Here is a 26243-nt window from a genome sequence, read left to right on the forward strand (position 1 = left end):
CCCGCTCCGTTTCCTACACGGAGCTTTTTTTTTGGGAAAACTGACTGCATTTAGAGGATCTTCTCTGGCTTATTGCTTCTGATGCATCATATAACGGTACAGGCGAGCCGCTCTCTCTGGCGGTAATGCAAGAAATCGTTTATTGATATCAACAAGCAGCTCGCAGCCTTTCTCTTTATTCGCATTGACACTTTGAACAGAATCTAACAAGGCAATATCGTCACCGTATTGATGCACCATCCCAAGCATAATGGTTTCTAAATCTTGCAAGGCAAGGATATAATCTTCGGCGGAGGATTGATATTGTCTCTCACTATAAGAGGCGATAATCATCTCCCGGTCAATTTGACTCCGTTCGAGATACAATGCCTTTGGTAACGATTTTGCTATATCCAAAAGATCATAAATATTTTTATTCATCTCTGGCAGCGCAAACCTAAGACATTTTTCAGCACTCTCTTTCTGTAAATGTTCCAGTTGTTTTACGATTATGTTTATATGAGAGAGAAGTTCTTTATCAGGAGCAAATAAAATACGCTGATTGGTGAGTGAGATGATTTGATTAGCCACTTCACCATAAATAATATCATGGCCTTTACCTTCTTTTTGTAAGGTCATAATTTTCTGTTTAAATTCATCATAAAGTTTCGGATCTTTATGCTTAATAATCAGAAAAAGAGATTCATCCCCTTTTGATATGACAAATTCTGTCCCCTCAACACCAAACCCTTTATTACTGCGCAATACTTTAAAATCAAATAAATTCCAACCTACCGTGGCAATAATAAAGATGACAATGGCGATTGTTTTACTTATTTTTCCTTTTTTCTGTATAAACCAGAGAATAGCACCCACCAGCCCACTGAAGATCCCACTAAAGACAATATGTTCCCAAGCCATCCGTTATCCTTTCTGTTGCAGAAAATGAAAGAACATATTATGGATAAAAACAGGCAAACAATCACTTATTCAGTTTGGTTATTTTACAAATAATTAAAATAATCACTTTATTTATTATTTTTATAAATATAACAACAACTATAAATATCCTTAAATACTGCAAAATGTCCTTATTATCTCCCCGCGGAACGGGGAGATAAAATGCCAGATAAAGTGAATCAATGGGCTATTGTCGGTTCTTTGGCCGCCGCCTCTGCCCATTCCACCATCGCAGGATGGTTTAGCATACGATCAACCCATGCCTGACTGATCGCCGAAAATGTCAATCCATAAGTTTGGGCACGAAAAGCCACCGGCGCATAAAACGCATCAACCGCCGTGAATTTATCTCCCGCCAACCATTCACCGCCAAATTGCGTTAACCCTTCTGCCCAAAGTGCATCGATGCGTGCAATATCGCGCTGTAATTCAGCGGTTATTTCAGGCAACTGCGTTCTGATGGAGCAATTCATCATGCAAATCTGACGTAATGTGGTAAAACCAGAGTGCATTTCCGCCGCAGCACTTCTCGCCCATGCTCTGGCGGTTTTATCTGACGGCCAGATTTGGGTATGTTCCTCCGCGAGATATTCCATAATCGCCAGCGAATCCCAAACCGTGATGGCACCATCAATCAAACAGGGAACCTGCCCCGTGGGGGAAAACATTTTAAATTTCTCATGGCTGCTTTTCCCATCTTCGAAATAGCTCAGCTTCTCATGAAAAGGAATACCCAGCGCCTTGAGCAAAATCCACGGACGCAGTGACCAGGAAGAATAATTTTTATTGGCTATCCACAATGTATACATCGTCTTTCTCGCACTAATAATAAAATGGTGTGATTACATAGGTACATTATATTTTTCTATTAAAATAGTAAACCCGTTAATTCTGCAAAATAATTCCTCTCTTATAAAATTACGGCCACCCATGAAAAAACATCATATTGTTAGAATAAAAATCTATAAAAACAATCAGCATATAAAACAAAGAAATTAATTCACTATGAATTTCAAACACAGTCGTCTATATTATAGAAACGTCTTTATATTAAAGATACGGATAATAATATGTTACTCAAGAATACATCCACGAGATTCGGTCATATTTCTATTTTTATTCATTGGCTAGTGGCGATCGCCGTTTATGGCATGTTTGCACTGGGATTATGGATGGTAACATTAAGTTATTACGATACTTGGTATCATCGTGCGCCGGAATTACATAAAAGCATCGGGTGTTTATTATTTATTGCTATGGTCTTCCGTGTCATATGGCGATTTATTTCCCCACCCCCAAAACCCCTGGCAAGCTACCGTCATTTGATACGTATCAGTTCACAACTGATGCAGTTCACTCTCTATATCGCCCTGTTTGGTATTCTATTGAGTGGATACCTTATTTCTACTGCCGATGGGCAACCTATCCGCATTTTTGGTTGGTTTGAAATTCCTGCAACCGTAACAGGGCAAGGGTTTCAGGCTGATACGGCAGGCGTTATTCATCTCTATCTTGCCTGGATGGTTGTGGTGCTCTCCCTATTACATGGGCTTGCAGCGCTGAAACACCACTTTATCGATCGTGATACCACCTTAAAAAGAATGTTGGGTTACAAACCCGATTAAAATAACTTTTGGAGAATGATTATGCTGAAAAAGACGCTAATCGCCCTGACTGTCGGGGGATGGCTTATGAGTACAGGCAGCGCACTGGCGGCTGACTATAAGTTCGATAAAATCGGCCAACATGCCTTTATTGAATTCCGCATTCAACACCTGGGATTTAGCTGGCTGTATGGTGGTTTCAGGGATTTCGATGGTAGTTTTACTTTTGATCCGCAAAATCCGGCCAATGATAAAGTGAATGTCGTTATCAAAACCGATAGTGTAGACACCAAACATGCCGAACGCGATAAGCACTTGCGTGGCCCGGATTTTTTAAACAGTAAGAAATATCCTGACGCAAAATTCACCTCAACCCATGTTAAGAAAGAGGGTGAACATTACTTTGTTACCGGCGATCTCACCTTAAATGGCGTCACCAAGCCGGTCATACTGGATGCAAAATTGCTTAATGCAGGCAATGACCCGTGGGGGGGATACCGTGCGGGTTTCGAGGCGACAGGTAAACTAAAGCTAAAAGATTTTAATATCAAACAAGATCTGGGGCCAAAATCGCAGGAAGTTGAGTTGATCATTTCCGTTGAAGGTGTGCGGGAAAAAGCCTGATTATCATCTACCCATCAAAGAACTGTCCAAAAAACTGTCTATAATAGAACGCGGTATAAAAAATCTACCGCGTTCTGTTTTATGGTTTAGTTATCGGCAATCAGCTCATTAACATGACGCGTTATTGCTGCCAAGGCATTATGGGCAGCATAATCTGCCTTAATGATCTGTGCCTGCTGGCGCCATATCGGGGAAGATAATATTCTTGTCACTGCCTGATACAATTGCTGTTCACTGGGTGTATCCGTATGCAGGCTGATACCACAACGTGACCAGATAACGCGAGCAACCGCTTCCAGCTTACCATCTCCTGTTCCCGCGACCACCAAAGGGACACCGTGACGAATGGCTGAATTCAGTGAACCATAACCCCCATTGGTAATAAAAATGGATGATTTTGGCAGCCAGTGTTCAAAATTGAGATATTCTACCACTCTGGCATTTTCGGGCATATCTTCACCCAAAACATCGACAGAACGACCGCCGGTGATCGCCAATACCCGAACCGGTAAAGCGGCCAATGCACGCAATGTCGGTAATATCAACTGGCTAAAATCAATATTCGCCAGTGTTCCCTGCGTCACCAAAATCAACGGCAGGCTTTCATCCGGCCAACTGAGGTGCGTTTTATCATCTTCCACTTTCACCGGCAGCGCGCCGATAAAATCCACCGTGGCAGGTAAGTCATCACGGGTAAATTCAAATGCTTGCGTTGCCAATTGCAAGTAACGATCCACCCCGCTCATCAACACATCATTATAATCCTCGGTCAGTGGGAGACAATCCACGGCAGCCAGCGACTGATTGAAAGCTTCCCTGACCTGTGCAATTAGCTCGTGCGTTTCCGCATCCACTAATTGTTCGCGGGTTAAATCCGCAGGCAGTAATTCAGGGGGAATTCTGGCTCCCCAGAATACGGCATCCTTTGATGACCACGGCAGCGGCGTCACGCCAATCGCAATGACAGGAATACGTTTGTCAGCCGGTTGTTGCAATAATGGCAACGCAGCATAAAAGGTATTGTCGATAATCAGCAAATCAGCCTGCCCCTCGGCAATCACCTGCATCAACTGCGTCGACAACACCGGGATCGGCGCGGCAAAAAATTTCCTTAACGATAGCGCCATCTGGGTATTTCCCGGCGGATGTTCTGCCCGTTCAGGAAAATATTTTTCCAGACAGCGGTAATCAACATCCACTTGCTGATCGAAGGGAACAAACGTGGCGCCTAATGCTTCCGTTTGCTGCTGGAACAGCGTTCCACTGAATATCGTGACATCATGTCCCTGCCCGATTAAATGTTCCGCAATCGTGAACATGGGAAAAACATGGCCAGGCGTTGCAACAGCCGCTAAAACAATACGAGAAACCACACGAGACATTATCAAATCTCCTTCAAGGCAACGTCGGCTCAATCCGCATTGGGAACCGAAATCGTGCGGAAACTGTGATTGTTACACACAGGCACGCCGTGAATATGTACCCGCTGAATATGACGGGGAGAACGGGAAATAAAAGCCTCACGGCCATGTAATAAAGTGAAATTATCACAAATCGCGATGTCACTTGACTGCCATTGATGGGCATAGAAATAACGCGGATCATACAATCGGTTATACAGTGTTTCCTCAAAGGCTTTTTGCTCTTCCGGTGACACGCCATCTATCTTCAAAGCGTGATGATCCGCATATTTTACATCCTCTTTACCCATCGGCTCATTGTAACGCATCACCCATTTTTTACCGTCGGGATGAAGACAAACTAACGGGGAAACCACTTCACCGCCATAATGGGTCACCCGGCTTGTGCGATAGGTAATGGTGGTATTCTTCCAGCTATTACGCTCATCATCACTGGCATCAATGATCAATTGTTCCGTGTTAACAAATGTAGTACGCCCTCCTTGTGCCGCTTCCGGGGCAGAGACACAGTGAAAGATCTGAAATTCAGGGATTGTCTCCCGATACATTCCATCCCAATGCAACGGCACACTACCACTGTCCAGAACATGGTCAGACGGTTTGGGGGATTCCATCACATCCAATACAGCGCCAAACGGCCACATCATGATTTCACCCCAGCGGTTAGCATATTCCGCTAATTTCTCTTTATGCGTAAAACCGGATTGAAAGCCACGCAATACCACCAGCAGATGATCACGAGCTAATTCACGCAAAGCATCCACTGACAGTGTGGTAATATCCTGATCAGGGTAATTGGGCGTAATAAACACGCCAAAAGGTTTCACCAACTCAATATGACAATCAAGTTCATAGGTATTCATGATTTTTCTCTCTACGATGCGATATATTTTGCTTATGCCGTTGCCGTCTGGGATTCTGTTTGCCGGTTTCCTGCAAGGGGTGTTTCAATCAAGTAATGACTCGGAACGCCCCGAATTTCGATCAGCTTGCCATTCATCTTTTTCACTTCATCACTTTTCATCAGCACAAACTGACCGTTAATGTTGGCTGCCACGCCGTGCCACGGCGTCAACCAATCATCCCGCGTCGGCATCATATGAATACCGATTTTGATGCTGTCCACGGGCTGCGGATGGATAGAAAGGCGGATCGCCAATGGGAACTGTTCTGCCAGCAAATTCCCCCACGCCCAGCTACGTTGGATAACTCCGGCTGAACGCTGACGGGCATCTTTTTGCAACGCATTTTTCGAGCCTGTGTATTCCGGCAATAAACTATCTTCATAAAGAAAACGCGTAATTGCTCGATATAATTGCACGCCCTCTTCGGTTTTTTTGAGTTCTTCTTTAATCTCCTCAATCGATTGAGCATAACGGCTGACCAATAATTCACGCAGTTGATCGTAGTCATTAGTATATTGTGTCAATGATTCAACGTTGCCCAAATTAAAAACAGAAAGATGCGTTGCGCCCAGTTCATGCAGCAGCTTTTCAATTTCTAATTGGTAATAGGTAATAGTGTTATCATCAACATGGATAAGATCACTAAAGACATGCCCATCAGAACAGATAACAATATTAGCTCCCGGTGGATAATAAAGCTGGATACGTTGACACAGGGAGTTTAGAAAAATCAGTGATAATTTTTCTGCCATATCCGGCATCTTACCCAATACTTTTCTGGGATTTGGGGATTTTGTCGGAAATGCAGGTAAGATACATTCAATCGGTTTCCCTTGTTCCACAAAGGCACGAATACGTGGAAGCTGAACGTCAGCAACCCTGTTTTCTTCATATTGAAGGGTATGTTCGGACTCAGGGAAACGGCGCCGGTACTGCAATAACTCATGTAGAATTTTGTTCGACACTTCTTCTATATCAAGACGTTCCATAATTCATTCCTAATTTATTACATTTACATCACAGCTAATTAATGCAATGGGCAATATGCAGATATTTCTGAATATCAAACACCCGCTCACATGCTTTTGAATATAGCAAAGTAAAAACTTCGAAATAAAACTGACAAAAGTAAAATAACAATATACAACCAAAACTAACTATAAATATATTGAGGCTTTTTCATTTTATCTTATTTTATTACACGTGTTATATAACTATAAAAATCATGCCTATAAATATATCGCATTATAATTTCATAAAAAAATTAATTTTTTTAAAAAAATAATTCAATTTTTTTGATGATGTTACAAAAGTGAAATAAAGTTCAAAATTTTTAGAAAATATTATTTTTTAAAGCCATATTATTTAGATATCTAACAATATTTATTACAGGAGAAAAAATAATGTATGGCGAATTTACCAATAGATCAAAAAAGAGATGACAACAACACCATATACTCAAAATCAACTCATATAATAACTTTAAGTTATTATAATGAGAGAAATTAACCAACAAACGGGTGAAGATGATTGGCACAGGTTGGATTCGTTCAAAAAGATATTGCCGCCATCGCGGGTTCAATCAAATCCATCAGATCCTCTTTTGATGCGCCATCACGTGCTTGAAATGAAATTGCTTGCATAATTCCTAAAAAATATGTGGCCAATTTTCCGACATGAGTATCAGCAGGTAATTCCCCCTCTTTCACACCTTTTTCTATCCGGTTATGGACTAAGGCCAGCGTGTTTTTACGCACAGTTTTCAGGTAGGTATAAACATCCTCATTTTCTTGTGAATAGTTAACGATGCCTAAAATAAGCAAACAACCAGTCCGATTTGAAACCGCGACCTCTACAGAACACTCCAGCATGGCCTGTATTCCTTCTCTTACCGTACCAGCATCGTTAAGCCTGTCCATCGCCTTAGCCCCTACCGTTTTAATATAGAGTTCAACCGCGGCATAAAAGGCTTTTTTCTTACTGCCAAATGCCGAATAAAAACTCGGAGGATTGATCTTCATTGCAGCCGTAAGATCAACAAGCTGTGTGCCCTCATAGCCTTTAGCCCAAAACAGCTCCATGGCCTGTTGAAGCGCAGCTTCGCGATCAAAGCTCAAAGGACGTCCCCGTGGTGTCATTGTCTGTATCCTCATCAATTTTGTAGTGACTATAACATAATTATCTTGATTCATTTTCGCAAGTCAGATAATTTTGTAATCACCACTATAAAATTAATCAATAAATAAACAAAAGATGATCATATGAAAAACTCGCTATTCAATATTGCTAATCATCACCCTGCCACAACAAAGCATCAATCAGCTTCCCCGGCCACTTACATACTGGCAATCGGCATTTTTGCCATGGTAACCAGTGAATTCCAGGTAACGGGAATGGTGCCCATTATGGCTTACGATCTAGGCGTATCCATTTCTCAAATTGGTTATCTTGTTTCTTTATATGCACTGGCGATGGCATTTGGCGGTCCACTTCTCGCCATAGGATTATTAAAAACACCGCCCAAAAGGGCATTAATTATCCTATACATGATTTTTATTATCGGTGAAGTCGTTGGCGCACTGGCGAATTCCTATCTTATGCTAATGGTAGCAAGAGTTATCACTGGTGCTGTTTCAGGAGCTTTCTTTGGCGTTGCACTGGCAATTTGTGTGGAAATTGCAGGGGAACAGCAACGAGGATGGGCCATTTCAATTGTACTTTCTGGCATTATGTTAGGGACGATCTTAGGCTTGCCCATGGCTAATTTGATCGGTACCTATGCCGGCTGGCGAGAGAGTTTTTGGACAACCAGCTTATTAGCTGTGATAGCAGGCGTCATCAGTGTATTTTATCTTCCTCCTATTTCGCCCCCCTCCACAATTAGCTTACGTACAGAACTGGGAGGTCTAAAGAATCTAAGATTATGGCGTGTTTTTTCCACTAGCCTACTGATTATCGGGGCAACTTTTGCAGCATTTACCTATTTCACACCTATATTAAAAGAAGTCACGGGCTATAACGATAACATGATCGCCAGTTTACTTATTCTCTATGGAGCCGCCACAATAATAGGCAATATCGCCGTTGGAAAGCTAGCGGATCGCCATACCATCCCAACCTTAACCATAGGCTTAATTTCCCTTACTGTATTTCTCCTGCTATTTAGTTTATTTGCAGACAAAAAGTTACTGGCCGCCCTATCCCTCATCGGTATCGGATTAGTGGGAGTCACGATGAATCCTGCCATGGCGACACGAGTTATGCGAACAGCTAACGGCCGCCAACTCATTAATACTATTCATACTTCAGTGATTACGCTTGGTGTTGTTACTGGCTCTTTTCTTGGTGGATTTTGTATTCACTTAGGTTGGGGATTGCGGGCACCACTGTGGGTTGGTGGAGGTATGGCCTTACTTGGCCTGATAACTTTATTACCCGATATTTACACCTTATATAAAGAAAATAATATGACTAAAAAGTAATGGTATTTATTTTTAAAGTCACTTTCCATTATTCTTTCTAATCAAATGATACAAATAGTACAGGCGGCATTACCCAAATATCATAATAACCGCCTGCTTTCTTAGCATTTATTCAGATGTTCCAGGTATTTTCGTTCCATCTAACGTCCAGACAAAATCCTGATCTACGACAGGTGAAAAACCAAGTTTTTTATAAAGCCAACCTGCATTAGAAGTCACCAACATCACATGTTTTACATGAGGAATGATTGGATGCTGTAAAATACATTCTACCAACCAACGCCCTAATCCTTTCTTCTGATAGTCATCAATAATAAATACATCTGAAATATATGAAAACATTGCAAAATCAGTAACTAACCTTGCAAAACCTATTTCTTTATCACGGTGAAATAATGCAAAACATATACTATTTTCTATCGCAGTTTTGACTTTTTCAACCTCGACACCACGCGCCCAAAATAATTGTGTTAATTCACTATGTACGAAATGAATATCAATCTTACTCTTATCCGTTGTAACCCAATATTCGTCTCGTTCCCATGTTAGATTTTTTTCCATCATTCTTCCTTTAAAAAAGATTGAAGTGTGTATAAATCTACCATAAAAAAGGATCAAAAAAGCCATGCTAAACATGGCTTGTCAAAATGAGGGGAATATTAATCAACGGATGAATTATCTTTCTGTAATAATATTCGGTATATCAAGCCACCGATAGCACCACCAATTAATGGAATCAACCAAAATACCCAAAGCTGCTCCAACGCCCAAGTCCCCTGAAAAATAGCAACCGCTGTACTTCTTGCCGGGTTAACCGAGGTATTTGTGACGGGAATGCTGATTAAATGAATCAGTGTCAGTGCCAAACCAATCGCTAATGGTGCGAAACCTGCCGGCGCATTTTTATCGGTTGCCCCAAGAATGACGATTAAGAAAAATGCGGTTAAGACTAATTCAATAATAATGGCCGCTTGTAATGAAAAACCACCGGGAGAATGTTCTCCATAACCATTCGATGCAAAACCGGTTGCCGTTGCATCAAAACCACTTTTACCGCTGGCGATCAGATAAAGTACCGCGGCTGCCGCAATGCCGCCAATCACTTGGGCAATGATATAAGGAATGACATCTTTCGCCGCAATACGCCCACCTGCGTACAACCCCAATGTGACCGCCGGATTAAAATGCCCGCCTGAAATATGCCCCACCGCATAGGCCATTGTGACCACCGTTAAGCCAAAAGCCAGAGATACGCCGACAAAACCAATCCCCAACTGTGGAAATGCCGCCGCTAAAACAGCGCTACCACATCCCCCCAATACCAACCAAAAAGTACCCAAAAACTCTGCCGATAATTTTTTAAACATTCTTTGATTCCTCAATGATATCTGCATGAATACAAAAGAATCCAAAAATAGTTTAGTTAGTATTTTTAAATATGAGCAAGGAATCACAGGCAGAAATGAAGAAATGTATTTTTCAACAACCTGAGTTTAATATGAAAAACTCAGGTTGTTGATTTACCTAATCAATCACTTATTCAATGACGGAGGTCTTTACCTCATCGTGAGCCTGCCAAATACGATATTTAACAGTCATCGTTTTTGGCGTATAGACGACGACAGGTAATTTACTGTTATAACGTACAAACGCATCTTTACCTAACTGAACCTGAACAAAGCGCGTTGTTTTTTCTTGAGTCGGACAAGCCATTTTGGTTGAAGCGGGGCCGGTAACATTATTTAGCACGTAATAATCATACCCCCATCCTTCCAGCGTTTTTGTCGCCAAATTACCGCCAAACCAGTGGTGATTACAATCCACCTTCATCTCCTTGCCAATCACTAACTCAACCATGTAGTTGTTTTCATGCTCTTTCTGCGGCAATTCAATCACACTACGGGCCATGTTTTCAGAAGGCGCAGGATACGGGGCGATATCTTCAAGTTTTTTGTCCGCAAAAACAGAAGTCGAGACCATCAATGCTGCTAAAGGGAATAAATAGTTTTTCATATATCACCTCAGAATGTATTTAAAAAGGAGACTGGATAATAACAACAAAAAGACTGAGGTAAATTATGTTTTTTGGCAAGGAACTGATTTTTAACGGCATTAGATACAATGTGGAATATTTACTAACAACCAATGTCAAATTTTATTAACAATCAACCAGACAAACAGGTGCTACCAGTTCTTTTTTATGTGATATCTCTCAAATCTGATATTACAATGAGCTGCTACACTCATTAAGTGTGAGTGTGGTAGTAAATTTCGTCTAGGAGGTCTCATGTTTCCAGAATATCGTGATTTAGTATCCAACTTAAAATCATCTCATCCCCGTTTCCAATCCCTGTTTGAAAAACATCACCAACTTGACCACGAGATAACCCAACTTGAAGGCCCTAATGGAGCCGGCTACAACGATAAAGTTGTGCGCCTGAAAAAAGAAAAACTACACGTCAAAGATGAAATGCAAAGGATTTTGCAGGAAGAATATCAGAGCCAGAAGTGGAAGTGACCCTGCTTAATGGTTTTGACGCCTGCTTTGTTGACAAGTAGGCGTCACAAAGGTTCTCAATTAGAGACCCTCCCTTCAATTCAATATCCACAAAAAAGCCACCATTACGGTGGCAAAAACGGGAGCAAGGTTTTTTCGTTATTGATGTTTTTACATTAATTACTGCACGGCAGCAGCTTTCTGGCGAGGTTGTCTCTTGGTTTTTGCCCTTGGATGCGGCGTGACATTCTGGACTTCACCCGGCTTAGAAATGAAACGTACAAAGGTTTCATGGCTGACGAACGTTGCTCCACAATTGATATTCTGACATTGGTTATAGCGCTCCTTTGTTTGGCTTGAATGCTCAAAGCTGCTACGAGTATGCGCTGACTGACCACACAGAGGACACTTAATCATATTGTTCACCTTTCTTGAAATCGTTGTTTTGTAATCACTGCCTTGCAATAACGCCATCTCGTCTGGTGAACAATATATCAAAGATCTCATATTGAGATCAAGTACTCATTTTAAATTTCATCGATTTTTATTTCGAGATCCAATGATGTGGTAAAACCACTGTCATTGAGCACATGTGTCACTTTAACCAGCGTCCAATGCGTCCCATCAATTTCCTTCTTAAACCCCTCTAATTGGACAGGCGTCTCAGGGTAAATATCCGCACGTCCCATCGCCAACGTGATAGAAAACTGTGCCGCCCCTCGCTGCATTTTTTCCCATACGGCTTTAGCGGCACGTTCCGCCTCTTCCTTATTAGAATAAGTGCGCGACAGAGTCAGAATATTCTCTTGGGTTCCCATCAAATAGTTTGAGGATTCTTGCTTCACCGTGGTTGTTTGATGACGTTCAATCTTTGATTCACGCCTCTCTTCATGAGACAAGCTTCCCTCAATCTCGAGATTGATTTCTGTCTCGCGATTTCCGTTACCTCTGTTTTTCCTTTTGCGTTCATTTTTAATATAAGCGGGTTTTTCTCTACCTTTCTTTTTTGGATTTTTCTTCACCGAATTAGCTTTGCCAGGCTTAGCCAGACTGACTCCGCCAGACTTAGCAAGATTGGCATCACCGGGTGATTTGTGTTTAAGATCTTTTTCCTTCTTAAAGGATTGCGGTTCTTTTTTCTCGGCAAGATGAGAACTGCTCTTTTTTGGGGAAGAAATTTTGCCTTTTTGAGCGCCGTCCTTGCCAGCGGATTTTTTCTCACTGCTTTCATATTTAATGGTAATTTCGGCTTTTCCGTCCTTTGATTCTATTCGCCTCAACTTAGCCGTCTGCTTAGTGGCTGTGCGTGTATCCAGCCACTGGACGTCGACACCCGTATAGGCTTCACGATCGGACAGAGAAAACCGATGACTGTCCCCTGAGTGACGAGTAATCAATACCAGTGGAATATCCTGACCACTCGCCGCCTTATTCTGCCCTTGGCGAATAAACAGCAATTCACCATTTTTGACTGAGGCAATCGCCCCTTCCTGCTTTGCCACTCGTGTCAAAAAGCTCACGTCAGACTCATTAGTCTGATCGATATGCATAGAGATGCCTTTCAATTCCTGACTGATTTTAAATTTCAGTTGGTTTCTCGTGGCAATCGTACTCACAATGCTTTCTAACGTGTGTTTATGATAGGAATATTCGCGTTTGACATTCAAATCACCACGAAAATCCGCGCTGCGGGCACGAATAGTCAGTCGATCAGGTGCCCCAGAATGTTCAATTTCATCAACAACAAATTGCCCTTTTGGCGTTAAGGGATGGCCGTGCCACCCCAGTTCCAATGTGAGAATATCGCCCCGGCGAGGCAGCTTCAACATACCATCTGCATCGTCCAACTCAATATCAAGCTGGTCTGATTCCAGGCCACGGTTATCCGTCAACGTTAACGACATCAGGCGTGATTGAATCTTCCCACTGATATCCTTGTTGTTGATTTCCAGACGAAAAGCAGGCTTGCTGGTTTTTCCGGTGACCAAATCCAATTGAGGAACCCAATCTGTATTCGGTATCCACTTTTCAGAGTCAATCATGAGAATGCTCCCTTGACTTTATCGACAACCTCATTGTTGAAATCAGCAATTTTCTTCGACAAATTAGGTAACTCTTTCTTGATATCAGAAAGTTGATCCTGCAAATCCCCCAACATTTCAAACAGATTGTTGTCAACACGCCGTAAGGTCAGCGTAAAACTGATTTTTCTCGCTGCCCCACCAGACATAAATTCCGTTTTTGTCTCATCAATGCTTTCGATAACAAACATGCCATAAATCGCACCACTGCCATCAATAAAAGACCATGCCTTGCCACTATCTGCCATCAACTTCAACGCAGTCAGAGAAAGCGATCCCCCCGTCAGTTCAGGATAAAGCTCACCCGAAAGCGTGATGGTATCGTTATCTGAACCCACAAATTGCCATGCAGGCCGTGCTCCCACACGGCTATTAAAGGCATGACGCCAACTTTGTTTATGTTGAAAACTTTGGTATGGCGTTGTTTTCAACATAAAAACAAATAAACCCAGTGCTGCCATCATGAGAAGAATTCCTCCCTATCAGAATATGAGCTACGCATACGGGCTTGCTGCGCACGTTCCCGTTGTTCCAGTTCCTGTCTGACCATACGGGCAATATCCTGCGCAGACTGTCCCTGAGATCCATAGACATAGATGTTATATTGCGGTGCCGCGCTGGACTGCTGAGGCTGGCTCCGCGCCTGTTTCACCTGAACTTCCTCATAAGCGTGGGCAGGCAAACTTTGTGCGTGTAACGGTGCATCCTGCGCCGCAACAGGCAATGACATTGAGCTAACGGCAAGCCCCACGGCAGCAAATTTCGCCGTCTTTTTCCGGCTGGTGACATCGGCTCGCCCATTAACAAGTTCAGGGCCATATTCACCGACAATGCCTATTTTTCCGGCGGGAATAACACCACCACCATCATAAAGCCCACTGACTTGCTTCGCTTTTTCAGCGGTTTCACTCTGGGTGATTTCCTGGGAAGTTTTTACCGTAACTTCCTTTTTATCATCACCTGACCACCACGATTTAAATATGTCAGTAATAGAGGAAATCTTGCCTTTCAATGCCTCCCATTTTTCTTGAATACCGGTTAACAAACCGTCGATCATTTCTGATCCCGCCGCTTTTAATTTTTCTGGAATAGCCTGAACATCCGCAACAATTTCATTCCATTTATCGGAAATGGATTTTTTGACGCTTTCCCAGATTTCCAAAGTATTCTGTTTAACCGATTCCCAAACTTCACTTATTTTAGCTTTAATCCCCTCCCAAACTTCCGAGGCACTTTGTTTAATGGCATCCCAGTTTTGGTAGATAATTCCGATTAATCCACCATTCATGAAATAACTTTTAATACCTTCCCATGCAGTATTAACGAGGTTTTTAATTCCTTCCCAAGCACCGCTGAAGATATTTTTAATGCTTTCCCATAAAGCGGTAAATTTTGGCCCCAATGATTCCCAATTCTGCCAAATATAAATAGCCGCCATTGCGATAATACCAATAATCGCAAGAATTGGGTTTGCCATCATAGCCCGACCAATAAACATTATTGCCTTGCCTAATACGCTGAAAGCACCACTTAAAAAAGATAATCCTTTTACGCCAACACTTGCCAGAATATTTATTCCACTACCCAGAACACCAAAAACTTTTTGACCAATATTGCCTAATAACCCCAAGCCTTTTCTTTGGTTGCCAAAAGTATCTTTGCCTCCTTTATTCGATAACAGATCAGCGCCATCATTCAGTGAGCCAAAAACCTTGTTTCCGGTTTTACCAAAAAAATCCATGGCAGCTCTTAGCGCTTCCAAAGCCTCAGTGCCTAATTGCGCAAATGCCTTCAAACCAACGTTTAAATTCTCCAGCGCCTGAATACCGACTTCCGCAAATTTATTAATATTGGCTCTTAAATCTTCCAGAGCCTGAGAGCCAATCTGAGTAAATATATCCAAAGGCGCGGTTAATTTATTCAGCGCCTGAACACCCAATTGCACAAAAGCATCCAGCGTGGATTTTAATTTGTCCAGTGCCTGAGTTCCCAACTGGGCAAAGACATCCAAAGGCGCGGTTAATTTATTCAGCGCCTGAACACCCAGTTGCACAAAAGCATCCAGCGTGGATTTTAATTTGTCCAGTGCCTGAGTTCCCAACTGGGCAAAGACATCCAAAGGCGCGGTTAATTTATTCAGCGCCTGAACACCCAATTGCACAAACGCATCCAGCGTGGATTTTAATTTGTCCAGTGCCTGAGTGCCTAACCGGGCAAAGACATCCAAAGGCGCGGTTAGTTTATTCAGTGCCTGAACACCCAATTGCACAAACGCATCCAGCGTGGATTTTAATTTGTCCAGTGCCTGAGTGCCTAACTGGGCAAATATATCAAGCGGGGCGGTTAATTTATTCAGTGCCTGAACGCCCAATTGCACAAACGCATCCAGGGTGGATTTTAATTTGTCCAGTGCCTGAGTGCCTAACTGGGCAAATATATCAAGCGGGGCGGTTAATTTATTCAGTGCTTGAACGCCCAATTGCACAAACGCATCCAGTGTGGATTTTAATTTGTCCAGTGCCTGAACACCTAATTGTGCGAAGAAATTCAGACTGGCTTTTAATTCTTCAAACGCTTTAAGTCCCAATTGAACAAACACATCCAAAGGATATGTTAGTTTATTCAGAGCCTGAGTACCTAACTGCACAAAAGCATTCAAGCTGGATTTTAAGGTTTCCAGCGCCTGACGACCCAGCTCCGCAAATGTATTCAGGCTGGATTTCAATGTTTCCAATGCCTTAATACCTACCTGCGCAAAAGTATTCAAACTGGACTTTAAGGTATCCAGAGCCTGACGACCCAGTTCTGCAAACTGATTCAGGCTACCTCTTAGATCAACAAAAATTTGAATCCCAACTTGGGCAAAAATATTCAGGCTGGCTCGTAATTCAACAAACGCCCTGACACCCAGTTGCACAAAAAAGTTCAGGCTGGCCCGTAATTCAACAAACGCCCTGACGCCCAGTTGCACAAAAAAGTTCAAACTGGCTCGTAACTCAACAAACGCCCTGACGCCCAGTTGCACAAAAAAGTTCAGGCTGGCTCGTAACTCAACAAACGCCCTGACGCCCAGTTGCACAAAAAAGTTCAAACTGGCTCGTAACTCAACAAACGCCCTGACGCCCAGTTGCACAAAGAAATTCAGGCTAGCTCGTAACTCAACAAACGCCCTGACGCCCAGTTGCACAAAAAAGTTCAAACTGGCTCGTAACTCAACAAACGCCCTGACGCCCAGTTGCACAAAAAAGTTCAAACTGGCTCGTAACTCAACAAACGCCCTGACGCCCAGTTGCACAAAAAAGTTCAGGCTGGCTCGTAACTCAACAAACGCCCTGACGCCCAGTTGCACAAAGAAATTCAGGCTGGCTCGTAACTCAACAAACGCCCTGACGCCCAGTTGTACAAAGAAATTCAGGCTGGTTCGTAACTCAACAAACGCCCTGACGCCCAGTTGCACAAAAAAGTTCAGGCTGGCTCGTAGCTCAACAAACGCCCTAACACCCAGTTGCACAAAAAAGTTCAGGCTGGCTCTTAATTCAGCAAAGGCCTGAATGCCCAATTGAGCAAATAGATTCAAATTAACTCTTAAAGAGTCAAATACGCTTATGCCAAGATTGCCAAAAATTTGTAGATAACCAACCAGCATTTGAAATACGACTTTGACTGAACCCGTAGTTAATTTCAAAACGGCATTAATTCTATTCAGAATACCAAATAGAATCGTTATTCTTGGGTTAATATTAATGACCAATTTATCTAACAATGAAAAATTGTTAGTCATATTCCCGGTGACACCAAGATTAAATTCATTTTTTTTACTGGATGAATTTTCTTGTTTAATAATCTGGGTAGTTTGAATAATATTAGCTGATTGATTGGCGGCACTCACCTGCATAACTTTTGAGGTGTTTTGCCGCGCAGAGAAAGATTGTTTAATTGTTTGATTATAGGCTTTAAGATCAGCACGCATACGCGCAGTTTCCTGCGCATAACCGACAATGGGTTTTAATCCTTCAACCGTCTTATTGAGCTTTTTAAACTGGTTATGAACTTTATCGACTGAACCTACCAGTTTTTTCTGATACTGTTGAAAAGATTTAAAGGAACTGGTCAGCTTTCCTACGGCACCCAGCACCTTATCTAGCTGCGACTGTATATTACTCATTTTCTGCACCACTTCTTAAAATGGCCCGATGTCGCCAGTCCAATAGTTCCGACAGTGACATTTCATCTGTCACTGTCGGTGACCAATGAAAAACGGTGGCGATATCTGCCACCAGTTCATCAACGGTTAATCGTTCTGGGAATCGGACTTGACCGACTTCGGCAACAAAAAATTGACCACCTCCACACTGAGATTAATCAGATCACCCGGTGACATCATCATCAGGTCATTTTTGGTCAATGCAGGGGTGGTCACACGCGGCAGGACCAGCAGCATAGAATCCACATCCATTTCCAGCAGAGCCTGTAAACGTGCACCGCGCAACGCGCCGCTGTTCGGTTTGCGTATCATCACTTCCGTGATTTCGCCGTTGCCCCGCGCCAGTGGTGCTTCCAGTTCGATGGTGCGCAGATCGTCATTTTGAGTGTTCAGTGTTTCTGTCATGGTTCAACCTTGTTTATCCGATAAGATAACCTGTCTCAACCGACACGAAGAGACAGGAAATACGTTTTTAAAAAAGCTAATGGCTAAAAGAGCGATTAAAAAAGACCGATAGCGCGGCGATGCTGCTCCAGACGATCGATTCCGCCGACTTTCTCAACCATGTTGACGGTGTCGATTTCAATCAGTTCTTCACCATCCCATGTCAGTTTGAAGTAAGTGTTTTTGGCGGTGATTTTGGTCTGTGTGTTATCACCTTGTTTATACGTGCCGTGATCGAACTCCTGGAAACGACCACGCATCACAACTTCAACGGCAACGACGTCACCGGTGTCATCACGCTCAAAAGAGCCGGCGAAGCGCAGCATGACGCCATCGGCTTTTGCGATGCCCCACTGTTTGTAAAGTTGGGCTTCAATGCCGCCCAGAGTGAATTCCGCATCCAATGCGCCTTCATCCAGACCCAGATCCACCATTGCGCTGCCGTTCATGCCGGCTCCGCGATAGGCTTCCAGCTTGCGGCTTAACTTCGGAAGCGTCAGTTCTTCCACGATCCCCTGATAGTTGTTGCCATCATTGAACAAGTTCAGGTATTTGAGTTTGCGAGGTAATGCCATCAGTTAGCCCCTTAATTATTGATACTTTTCGCGAAATCCATCAGGTAACTATCTGTAATGCGCTGGCGTAACATCATGTTTTCCAGTGGCGGTACAGGTGTATAGTCGTAATCGATGGTCAGTTTGCCGGCTTTCAGGGTGTCCTTGTCATTCGCCTTGTCGTCATACCAGCAGCGGCCATCAATGATGTAACCACCGGCTTTCAGTTCGCGGAACTTGGCATTAATGCCTTCGATAATGTCGCGCACCAGTGATGGCGTCAGCGGTTTATCGATAGCCCACATATGGGATTCAGCCATAGTGTCAGCCAGAACCTGAGCGGTACGGGTGTAGCTTTCGAACTGGAACAGAGGATCATCCGCACAAGTACGGGAACCCCAGAAACGGAAACCGTTTTTGCGGATAAGCGTAGTCACGCCCGCTTTGTTCAGCAGATCAGCGTCAGTTGCGGTATCTTGCAGATCCCAGAAAACGTCAGCAGACAGGCCAGTCACACCGTTGACACCCACGTTGGACAGCGTTTTATGCCAGCCGGTTTCCTGATCGATTTTGGCGCGCAGGCCCAGAGCACGGGCGGTCGCATAAGCGATAGCTTCGCTGTTGGTCACGGTATCCCAGCTCAAGAAATCAGGCCAAATCAGCATCAGCTCACGCTGATTGAAATTGTCGCGATACTTGATCACTTCTGAGATATTTTTGCAGCCATAAGCGCTGACATAGGCCATTGCTTTCAGTTTCTGAGCAACGCTTGCCAGTTCAACAGCCACTGCTTTTGAATCCAGACCCGGAATCCCCAAAATGCGAGGCTTAACACCGAGCTGGCTTTGTGCCGCCAACAGTGCCTGCATACCAGTTTTCTTACCTGCATCAGTGACACCACCGATGAGGTTAGAAATGGTGGCTTCTTCAGACTCGCCCTCAGCAACACGCACAACAACAGTGACAGGTTGAGCTTGAGCTGCGATTGCTTTCAGTGATGCGGACAACGTCCCTTTTTTCCCGGCTTTACCACTGGCGCTCATAACGTCAGTAAGCAGAACGGGAGTATCTAATGGAAATGTTTTTTCGTCTGCGTCAGGGGCAGTACACACCATACCTACGATAGCGGTGCTAACGGTAGTGATGGTACGAGTACCTTCGTTAATTTCCTGTACACGGACGCCGTGATGATAGTCTTGTGCCATATTAGCGGTTCTCCTGTTAAGGTGTGCTGATATATTGGCGGATTGGACGGGGGAAATCATTCGATTGGGGATGTGTGGGGGAAGGTACAAATGTGTAATGAAATTTTTGTTAATAATCAATTGACTGAGTCTAAATTTAATAATTTTTGGTTGGATTTAGGGGGATTAAGCGGTTTCGTTGGTTGCAACCTTAAATTGATTGAATAATGGTCTTGTTTTGATTATTTATTGATCTTAATTTGGTTCAAAATTTATCCTTCTTAGTGTTATTCGGTGTAATTTTAAATTTTGGTTATTTTTTGACAGGTTAAAATGGGTTATTTTTGCCATTGGAGTTTGGTTTTCAGGGTACAGGGAATGGGATCTTGTTTGGATCGTAAGGATCTTGGTGGTTGTGAAAAACCTCGGTTTGTCGAAAACGGTAGAGCGGGCGGAGAATGCACAGCCTCGCGGTAATTATGCTGATAAATCCACCAAGAGCACTCAGGCGTTTGAATCCAATGTGCAGGCGTGGGGAGGAGTCGCAGCAACAATCGACCGTACCGCGATGTATCTGATGAACGACAATAACGGAGCGGGATTAAATTTTTGGGATGGAACGCAATTTCAGGGGCTAGCACGATATCCGGGGCGGGCGGGCACGTTGGCGCTAACCCGTGATTTATTTGGTGTGGGACAATCATGGGTTGATTTAACTGGAAGCTGTCGCGCAGGTGTTAACTATAAAAATGAGACTGGTCGCACCATATGCGTTTTTGTTCGTTTGGGAATGGCTACCACACAAACGACAGAGATTCGGGTTAATGGAACCGTTGCGGGACTGTGGACATCATCTGGTGGAAATCAACATACATCACAGGGTGCATTCGCCATTGTTCCGCCGGAGGCGCATTATAGCGCGACGGCAACACAGGGGGATTCCACGGTATTGAATTGGTCGGAGTTACGATAATGCATTACTACATTAATGAAAACACGCGGGAAATTTACGCGTACGAAAATGAGATTGATAGTCTGGAATTAACCCCCATTCCAGAAGCGGAGGCGCTGGCGATTGCCAATCCTCCGCCCACCGCAGAACAACTGCGCGAACAGGCTACATTCCAGAAACAATACCTCATGTCTCAAGCGTCAAACTCAATAGCCCCGCTGCAATACGCCGTTGATCTCGATATGGCAACGGACGGAGAACGGGCCGCACTGACAGCGTGGAAAAAATACTGTGTGCTATTGAACCGTGTAGACTGTTCGGCAGCACCAAATATTGACTGGCCTAACGCGCCAGAATGATTATTAGGGGCATCGCGCCCCTTTGTTTATTCCGGCTGTTCCGGCCATTGGATATCGGGCGCGGTAGAGCAATCAACCCGATTGAGCAGCACCCTGTAGCGTCGCCATTCGGTTAATGCGGATTTTTCGGCATTGGTGGCGATCCCCAAATCTACGGCATCCTGACAGATATCGATTTTTTCTGCGGCTGTTTTCAGTCGGTGCCGTTTCTGAGATTCAGCCAGTTGCTGTAGCTGCTCCAGCGTTGGCGGCGGATTAGTTATTTTTAACATCTCCTCGTAGCTGATGGGCTTTTTATTGCCTATCAACTCATCCTGAGAACCATCCATAGGGTAGCCGTAAACCTCACCGCGCGGATCTAAAAAATATTTATATTTCACTATCGCAGCTCCCACCATGCGTTAATTTCTCCACCAAATTCCGTCGTCACGGTATATGTCGCCCCAACAGGAATTATTGTGCTGCCTGCACCACGCTGGGCACCGCCACTATTGGCACCTCGTATCAGAGGCAGCTTGATGACGTTTCCATTTTGACTAAATGCAATGCTGGCGCTCGACTGTTCTGTGCCACCATTGGAGTCTCTGGCTACGAATACCGCTATAAATATTGGGCGCCCTGTATGATTGGTATACCACGCACCCGCCGATCTATTTCCAGTGACATTAACCCATGACTGTGAGTAACCAATCCCGTGACCATTGATGGTGTCAGTCACTGATTTCTGACTCATAACCGACGACGTTGATTGCCCTGTTGACTGAACGATATGAGTCTGTGCCGGAATGTCATCCAGATATGCAATGGTCCCGTGTTTTTGCTGTAGATACGCATTATTCCACTGTTCTGAGCCGACACGACTCGTAATCCGAGGGCGTGAATCATTAGCGTTAATTTCTATTGTTGACACCGCTCTGGCACGCACTATCCCGGCGGCGGTAATCTCGCCCGACGTCTCTCCACCTGTTTTGTTAAATTTTTTGTTCAGCGCGTCAGTCACCGATTTTTGACTCATTACGCTAGCTGTTGATTGTCCCACAGACTGAACGATGTTCGTTGGCGGTGTTGGAGTAGGAATGTCATCCAACAATGCGATCGTGCCGTTTTTTTGCGGAATATACGCATGAAACCACGCAGCGTCCCCGATGCGGCTGGTTAGCTCGGGGACAGCTGTGCTTTTAATCTCAACTGTAGACCGCCCCGTTGACCTGATAATATTGGCCCCTGTAATTTCACCAGTAGCATTAATGTAACCTGCAATATCTCCACCTGTTTTCGGATAGGCATTTCCCGCCCGCTCCACCGTTTCCGCCAAACCGAGGTTTTTCACAAACTCATCTCGATTAGGAATATCAGCACCATTTTTGCTTTTCTCCAAACGAGCATTTGCTAAGTTTTTCGCTTCATTCACCCGGGCATCAGTTTCACCTTTGTTATACGCACCAACATCCCCCGCATTCAGTGAAATATCCGCATTCAGCGCTTTGCCATTGACCTTACGACCGGAAGGAACGCGACCATTCGCATTATCATTTGCGGCATTTGCCTGAGCTTTCGCCTCATTCACCCGTGCATCAGTTTCACCTTTGTTATACGCACCAACATCCCCTGCATTCAGTGAAATATCAGCACTCAACGCCTTACCATTTACCTTACGGCCAGAAGGAACGCGGCCATTGGCATTATCATTTGCGGCTTTTGCCTGGGCTTTCGCCTCATTTACCCGCGCATCGGTCTCGGTTTTGTTATAAGCATCCACATCCCCCGCGCGAAGATCGATATCCGCAGTTAATGCCTTACCATTCACCTTACGCCCTGCCGGAACGCGGCCATTCGCGTTATTATTCGCCGCATTCGCAAAATCATACGCAGCTTTCACCGCTTTCGGCGTTGCGGCATGGGTTTCGCTATTGCTGTCCACGGCGCTGCTCAGGATAACAAATCCCTTCTCTTTCAGCGTTGCGTCAGGATGGTTACGGCTGTTCGCGTGTTTCGTAATGGAATTATCCACATACTCACGCGTCGCCAGAACCACAGATGGGTCAACTTTCAATGTCACGGCGTCAGCGCTGCTGACGATCAGGATCATGCGGATCGTCTGGGTGCGGCCGGAGCCTTCCTGCAATTGCGGTTTGTAGGTTTCTGCGCAGTTACCTACCGCAATCAGAATGCCGTCTTTGTCGAACAGGCCGATTTCACGGATCCACCAGCCGCCTTCGTTTTCAGGGATAACCTGCTCGGCAATAATCTGATTGGTGTTTTTTGGATCGATGCTCAACGTATTAATCGCGGCACGACGTTTTTCATTAATCAGTTTGGTTTGTTTGGTGTCTGGGGTCGGCAGGCTGCCACCACCATCACCCACGGCCATATGGGTAATTTCAATTTTCGTCCCCAGTGCCGCGGCATTTGCCAATTTATCCGCGCCTAACTGCGTCAGCAGCGCAAAGAATTTGGTACTCATGGTCTAATCCTCATGTCATCAATAATATGTATGCCCGCGCCCACAACTTCTGCGCCGGATACGGTTACTTGTTCCGGGAAATAAGGGTAAACAGTCAGTTCGTCACCGCTGTAAGTCGCTGCCGAGTAGTGATATTCACCGCGCGTATCCAGATTGATATCCAGCCCAATCAAATGCCGGCTGACAGGCTTGGCATCAAAAATCAGGTTCTCCAGCTCCTCGAACATTTCATGGGTGATGCCGTTTTCCAGTACGCCGATATCCAGCCGGAACGTGCCCGGTGTTTCGTTCGTCTGCCACCACTCTTTGACGCGGATGAGATAACCCAATGGCTCAACAACCCGCCGGATCGCGCCAATCGTTCCTTTGTGCTTATGCAGGAACAGTGAGCTTTTGATCACTTCCCTTTTGGTGCTCTCAGACCAGTGCTCGTCCCAACGATCCACCGACCAGGCCCATGCCAAATAGGGCAACAGCGATACCGGACACGTGTCGGGGTTCCACAGCTCGCGCAGTGGCACTTTCACCTGCTGCAATTCAGCGCAGGCTTTAGCTGCCGCCAGTTCCAGCGGGGTCGAGCCCATCGGCAGAAGGCGATCACTCATCCGAACCTCCCATCGTCAGGGTGGTTTTGGTGCAGTAAGATGCCTGGGTTTTATCCAGCACCACGTCTTTCAACGGCGCTTTCAGTTCCACGCGCTGGACACCTTCCACATGCAGTGCCGCATAAATCGCCGACAAACGAATGTCACGCCCCAAACGATGTTGCGCTTCGACATAGTGTTTGAGTTTCTGCTCCGCTGCTTTGCGAATCGGTTCTGATTCCGGGGTCGGGAAAATGTACAGCACCGCATCAATTTCATATTCCACAATGTTCGCTGACTGGACTTTCAGGCGATCCGCCACCGGACGCACGTTTTCGTCGTTCAGCGCTTTCTCGACAATTTCCAGCAATGCTTTGGAAGCGATGCCCTTGTCTTCCCGCGACATAACGGTCACGGTCACGTTGGCCGGCGCTGGGCTGATGGCCGACGCATCCGCGACCCGGCCATCGGCACTGCGGGCATGGTATTCATACGCCCCGACCGGGCCGGCAACGCTCAAACCTTCGAAAGCCTGTGGAATGCGAACGCGGTAGTCGTTGTCAGATTCCATCACCGCCGGTGTCGGGGGTACGGTCGCGTTATCCGCCGGACGCAGAACCATGCGGGAGACGTTATTGTTCGCCCCCAATTGATCCAGATCCCGGCCGGTTGAATAGGCCACCATCACCGCGCTGGCCGCTTCGTTAACCCGTTGACGCAAAAGCAACTCGCGATAAACGTTTTCTTCCAGCAACTTGACCAAAGGTTCGGATTCCAGTTGCAACGTCCGGGCAATGGCGTCTTGCTGATCCTCTGGATAGAGCGATATCAGGCCTTTTTTGCGCTCCTCCAGCAGTTGTTCATAATCCAGTAGCTCCACCACATCCGGCGGTGGCAACTGGCTTAAATCGATTGTTGGCATAGTCTTACCTCACCGGGAATGACTCACCGGAATAGAAAGTGAAAATTCCTGGGCGGATTGATGGTAAGTCCCCGTAATATCCACCACCATTTTGCCGTCCTGTTGCGTTTCCATCGTGATGGAAGTCAGCGCTACACGTGGCTCCCAACGACTGATTGCGGTATAGCTTGCCGCCATGACCTGAAGCCGGAGCGCCGGATTCTGCGGCCAGTCAATCAGTTCAGGCAGCAAAGAGCCGTAGGTTCGGCGCGCGAGACGGCTGCCCACGGGGGTTAATAAAATATCGCTGACGGATTGCCGGATATGCGCCAAATCGGTCAACGCCCGGCCGGTCTGCCGATTCATTCCCAGATACATCATACGGGGCCTCCTGATGTGTCACCGCCTGACCGGATGCCGGTGTGTTTATGGGAGTCCACGATCACGCCGTTGGAACTGAATGTGCCTCCGGTGTGTTCAATATTGCCCGTCATTTTGCCGCCGTTGCGCACAATCAAGTTGCCTGTGCTCATGAGCTGCGTACAGATGACTTCCGGTGTATCCAGCGTAATTCGGCTGCTGGCGACACAGGTCATTTCCGGTGCGGTAATATGGACAGAATCCGAAGCAATCACTGTCGCGGTTTTGATGCCAGTCACCGTCAGTGCGCCGGATTGCGGTTCATACTCCATCACAGCACCATCCGGAAACTGGATGTGCGTTGCTTCCGGTGAGGTTGATGGCGCCGGAAACTCATCTGAAAAAATCGCAGGCAATACAAAGGCGGTGGTCAGCTCTCCGCCTATGGACAGTAATAAAACCTGCTCACCGACACTGGGCGCCCACCATGTGCGGGAGTTTCCCGCCCTGGATGTCAACCAGTGCAGCCAGTTGGTTTCAAGATTGCCTGTCGCGACCCGGCACATTCCCTTTGTGGTATCCACTTGGGTAATCACGCCGGTGCGGATCAGGTTGCGCAATAAGCGCATCAGTTCAGTGAGTTGTGTGTTCATGACGTAAGAATGCCATGGAAAAGCCGGCTGG

The 26243-nt window shown here is 45.2% G+C and carries 29 protein-coding genes; 6 read left to right on the forward strand and 23 right to left on the reverse strand.

The genetic code is table 11. The features are described from left to right. Positions 1 to 69: 69 nt before the first annotated feature. Both XDD1_RS13345 and XDD1_RS13350 read right to left on the reverse strand, forming a co-directional pair. The gene (locus XDD1_RS13345) at positions 70 to 900 is read right to left on the reverse strand and encodes a hypothetical protein (protein ID WP_045971889.1); all 831 of its coding nucleotides are present in this window, start codon (positions 898 to 900) and stop codon (positions 70 to 72) included. Positions 901 to 1118: 218 nt separating this feature from the next. After that, positions 1119 to 1748, reverse strand: coding sequence for a glutathione S-transferase family protein (locus tag XDD1_RS13350; protein WP_045971891.1), 630 nt, complete (start codon positions 1746 to 1748; stop codon positions 1119 to 1121). 261 nt (positions 1749 to 2009) lie between these two features. On the opposite strand from XDD1_RS13350, the gene XDD1_RS13355 reads away from it, so the two are divergent. Both XDD1_RS13355 and XDD1_RS13360 read left to right on the forward strand, forming a co-directional pair. Next, complete coding sequence (locus XDD1_RS13355; RefSeq protein ID WP_045971893.1) at positions 2010 to 2564, forward strand: cytochrome b; 555 nt, start codon at positions 2010 to 2012, stop codon at positions 2562 to 2564. A 21-nt stretch (positions 2565 to 2585) separates the two neighbouring features. Next, on the forward strand, positions 2586 to 3167 hold the full coding sequence (locus XDD1_RS13360) for a YceI family protein (RefSeq protein ID WP_045971894.1): 582 nt from the start codon (positions 2586 to 2588) through the stop codon (positions 3165 to 3167). Between the two features lie 86 nt (positions 3168 to 3253). Here the strand turns inward: XDD1_RS13360 and XDD1_RS13365 are convergent, their stop codons facing one another. The 4 genes from XDD1_RS13365 to XDD1_RS13380 form a co-directional block, all read right to left on the reverse strand. After that, positions 3254 to 4549: a glycosyltransferase gene (locus XDD1_RS13365; protein ID WP_045971896.1), complete on the reverse strand. Its 1296-nt coding sequence runs from the start codon at positions 4547 to 4549 to the stop codon at positions 3254 to 3256. Between the two features lie 29 nt (positions 4550 to 4578). Then, positions 4579 to 5451 carry a tyrosine isonitrile desaturase/decarboxylase gene (gene pvcB, locus XDD1_RS13370; protein WP_045971897.1) on the reverse strand — a complete coding sequence of 291 codons (873 nt, stop codon included), beginning with the start codon at positions 5449 to 5451 and terminating at the stop codon, positions 4579 to 4581. A 32-nt stretch (positions 5452 to 5483) separates the two neighbouring features. Next, positions 5484 to 6482 carry an L-tyrosine isonitrile synthase gene (gene pvcA / locus XDD1_RS13375; RefSeq protein WP_045971900.1) on the reverse strand — a complete coding sequence of 333 codons (999 nt, stop codon included), beginning with the start codon at positions 6480 to 6482 and terminating at the stop codon, positions 5484 to 5486. Between the two features lie 561 nt (positions 6483 to 7043). Next, complete coding sequence (locus tag XDD1_RS13380; RefSeq protein ID WP_045971902.1) at positions 7044 to 7631, reverse strand: TetR/AcrR family transcriptional regulator; 588 nt, start codon at positions 7629 to 7631, stop codon at positions 7044 to 7046. A gap of 123 nt (positions 7632 to 7754) precedes the next feature. Between XDD1_RS13380 and XDD1_RS13385 the strand changes: the two genes are divergently transcribed. Beyond that, a complete protein-coding gene (locus XDD1_RS13385) occupies positions 7755 to 8975 on the forward strand; it encodes an MFS transporter (RefSeq protein ID WP_084721039.1) in 1221 nt (406 codons plus the stop codon). A 108-nt stretch (positions 8976 to 9083) separates the two neighbouring features. Here XDD1_RS13385 and XDD1_RS13390 read toward each other — a convergent pair whose 3' ends face one another. From XDD1_RS13390 to eco, 3 genes are all read right to left on the reverse strand, one after another. Next, positions 9084 to 9602, reverse strand: a complete 519-nt coding sequence (locus XDD1_RS13390) for a GNAT family N-acetyltransferase (protein ID WP_231854411.1) — start codon at positions 9600 to 9602, stop codon at positions 9084 to 9086. A gap of 32 nt (positions 9603 to 9634) precedes the next feature. Continuing rightward, a complete protein-coding gene (gene aqpZ, locus XDD1_RS13395; RefSeq protein WP_045971906.1) occupies positions 9635 to 10342 on the reverse strand; it encodes an aquaporin Z in 708 nt (235 codons plus the stop codon). A gap of 169 nt (positions 10343 to 10511) precedes the next feature. After that, positions 10512 to 10988: a serine protease inhibitor ecotin gene (eco, locus tag XDD1_RS13400; protein ID WP_045971908.1), complete on the reverse strand. Its 477-nt coding sequence runs from the start codon at positions 10986 to 10988 to the stop codon at positions 10512 to 10514. A 274-nt stretch (positions 10989 to 11262) separates the two neighbouring features. Between eco and XDD1_RS13405 the strand changes: the two genes are divergently transcribed. Continuing rightward, positions 11263 to 11493, forward strand: coding sequence for a YdcH family protein (locus tag XDD1_RS13405; protein WP_045971911.1), 231 nt, complete (start codon positions 11263 to 11265; stop codon positions 11491 to 11493). A gap of 159 nt (positions 11494 to 11652) precedes the next feature. Here the strand turns inward: XDD1_RS13405 and XDD1_RS13410 are convergent, their stop codons facing one another. From XDD1_RS13410 to XDD1_RS13440, 8 genes are all read right to left on the reverse strand, one after another. Next, positions 11653 to 11889 (reverse strand): ogr/Delta-like zinc finger family protein, encoded by a 237-nt coding sequence (locus XDD1_RS13410; protein WP_045973604.1) that lies wholly within the window; start codon positions 11887 to 11889, stop codon positions 11653 to 11655. Between the two features lie 110 nt (positions 11890 to 11999). Next, positions 12000 to 13514: a phage late control D family protein gene (locus tag XDD1_RS20415; RefSeq protein ID WP_045971913.1), complete on the reverse strand. Its 1515-nt coding sequence runs from the start codon at positions 13512 to 13514 to the stop codon at positions 12000 to 12002. After that, positions 13511 to 14017, reverse strand: a complete 507-nt coding sequence (locus XDD1_RS13420; RefSeq protein WP_045971915.1) for a phage tail protein — start codon at positions 14015 to 14017, stop codon at positions 13511 to 13513. Before XDD1_RS13420 ends, XDD1_RS20415 begins: the two co-directional genes overlap by 4 nt. Beyond that, a complete protein-coding gene (locus XDD1_RS18650; RefSeq protein ID WP_045971917.1) occupies positions 14014 to 17718 on the reverse strand; it encodes a phage tail protein in 3705 nt (1234 codons plus the stop codon). The genes XDD1_RS13420 and XDD1_RS18650 overlap by 4 nt, the downstream gene beginning before the upstream one ends. Then, entirely contained in the window at positions 17711 to 17830 is a 120-nt protein-coding gene (locus tag XDD1_RS18935) for a GpE family phage tail protein (protein WP_071827277.1), read from the reverse strand. Before XDD1_RS18935 ends, XDD1_RS18650 begins: the two co-directional genes overlap by 8 nt. Positions 17831 to 17844: 14 nt before the next feature. Then, on the reverse strand, positions 17845 to 18162 hold the full coding sequence (locus XDD1_RS13430) for a phage tail assembly protein (protein ID WP_045971919.1): 318 nt from the start codon (positions 18160 to 18162) through the stop codon (positions 17845 to 17847). A gap of 95 nt (positions 18163 to 18257) precedes the next feature. Further along, on the reverse strand, positions 18258 to 18776 hold the full coding sequence (locus XDD1_RS13435; RefSeq protein WP_045971921.1) for a phage major tail tube protein: 519 nt from the start codon (positions 18774 to 18776) through the stop codon (positions 18258 to 18260). An 11-nt stretch (positions 18777 to 18787) separates the two neighbouring features. Then, positions 18788 to 19960 (reverse strand): phage tail sheath protein, encoded by a 1173-nt coding sequence (locus XDD1_RS13440; protein WP_045971923.1) that lies wholly within the window; start codon positions 19958 to 19960, stop codon positions 18788 to 18790. 394 nt (positions 19961 to 20354) lie between these two features. Between XDD1_RS13440 and XDD1_RS13445 the strand changes: the two genes are divergently transcribed. Then, on the forward strand, positions 20355 to 20912 hold the full coding sequence (locus XDD1_RS13445; protein ID WP_156979659.1) for a hypothetical protein: 558 nt from the start codon (positions 20355 to 20357) through the stop codon (positions 20910 to 20912). Beyond that, positions 20912 to 21250: a tail fiber assembly protein gene (locus tag XDD1_RS20245; RefSeq protein WP_084721041.1), complete on the forward strand. Its 339-nt coding sequence runs from the start codon at positions 20912 to 20914 to the stop codon at positions 21248 to 21250. Before XDD1_RS13445 ends, XDD1_RS20245 begins: the two co-directional genes overlap by 1 nt. A 26-nt stretch (positions 21251 to 21276) precedes the next feature. Here XDD1_RS20245 and XDD1_RS20250 read toward each other — a convergent pair whose 3' ends face one another. From XDD1_RS20250 to XDD1_RS13480, 6 genes are read right to left on the reverse strand one after another with little or no spacing between them, the layout of a single operon-like run. Then, positions 21277 to 21630, reverse strand: a complete 354-nt coding sequence (locus tag XDD1_RS20250; protein WP_269450521.1) for a tail fiber assembly protein — start codon at positions 21628 to 21630, stop codon at positions 21277 to 21279. After that, entirely contained in the window at positions 21630 to 23714 is a 2085-nt protein-coding gene (locus XDD1_RS20060) for a phage tail protein (RefSeq protein ID WP_231854412.1), read from the reverse strand. The genes XDD1_RS20250 and XDD1_RS20060 overlap by 1 nt, the downstream gene beginning before the upstream one ends. Beyond that, positions 23711 to 24319, reverse strand: a complete 609-nt coding sequence (locus XDD1_RS13465) for a phage tail protein I (RefSeq protein WP_045971930.1) — start codon at positions 24317 to 24319, stop codon at positions 23711 to 23713. The genes XDD1_RS20060 and XDD1_RS13465 overlap by 4 nt, the downstream gene beginning before the upstream one ends. After that, positions 24312 to 25220, reverse strand: coding sequence for a baseplate assembly protein (locus XDD1_RS13470; RefSeq protein WP_045971931.1), 909 nt, complete (start codon positions 25218 to 25220; stop codon positions 24312 to 24314). Before XDD1_RS13470 ends, XDD1_RS13465 begins: the two co-directional genes overlap by 8 nt. Positions 25221 to 25229: 9 nt before the next feature. Continuing rightward, positions 25230 to 25580: a GPW/gp25 family protein gene (locus XDD1_RS13475; RefSeq protein ID WP_045971933.1), complete on the reverse strand. Its 351-nt coding sequence runs from the start codon at positions 25578 to 25580 to the stop codon at positions 25230 to 25232. Beyond that, positions 25577 to 26212: a phage baseplate assembly protein V gene (locus tag XDD1_RS13480; RefSeq protein WP_045973611.1), complete on the reverse strand. Its 636-nt coding sequence runs from the start codon at positions 26210 to 26212 to the stop codon at positions 25577 to 25579. Before XDD1_RS13480 ends, XDD1_RS13475 begins: the two co-directional genes overlap by 4 nt. Between the last annotated feature and the right edge of the window lie 31 nt (positions 26213 to 26243).

This window comes from Xenorhabdus doucetiae, from assembly GCF_000968195.1.
Lineage (GTDB): Bacteria > Pseudomonadota > Gammaproteobacteria > Enterobacterales > Enterobacteriaceae > Xenorhabdus > Xenorhabdus doucetiae.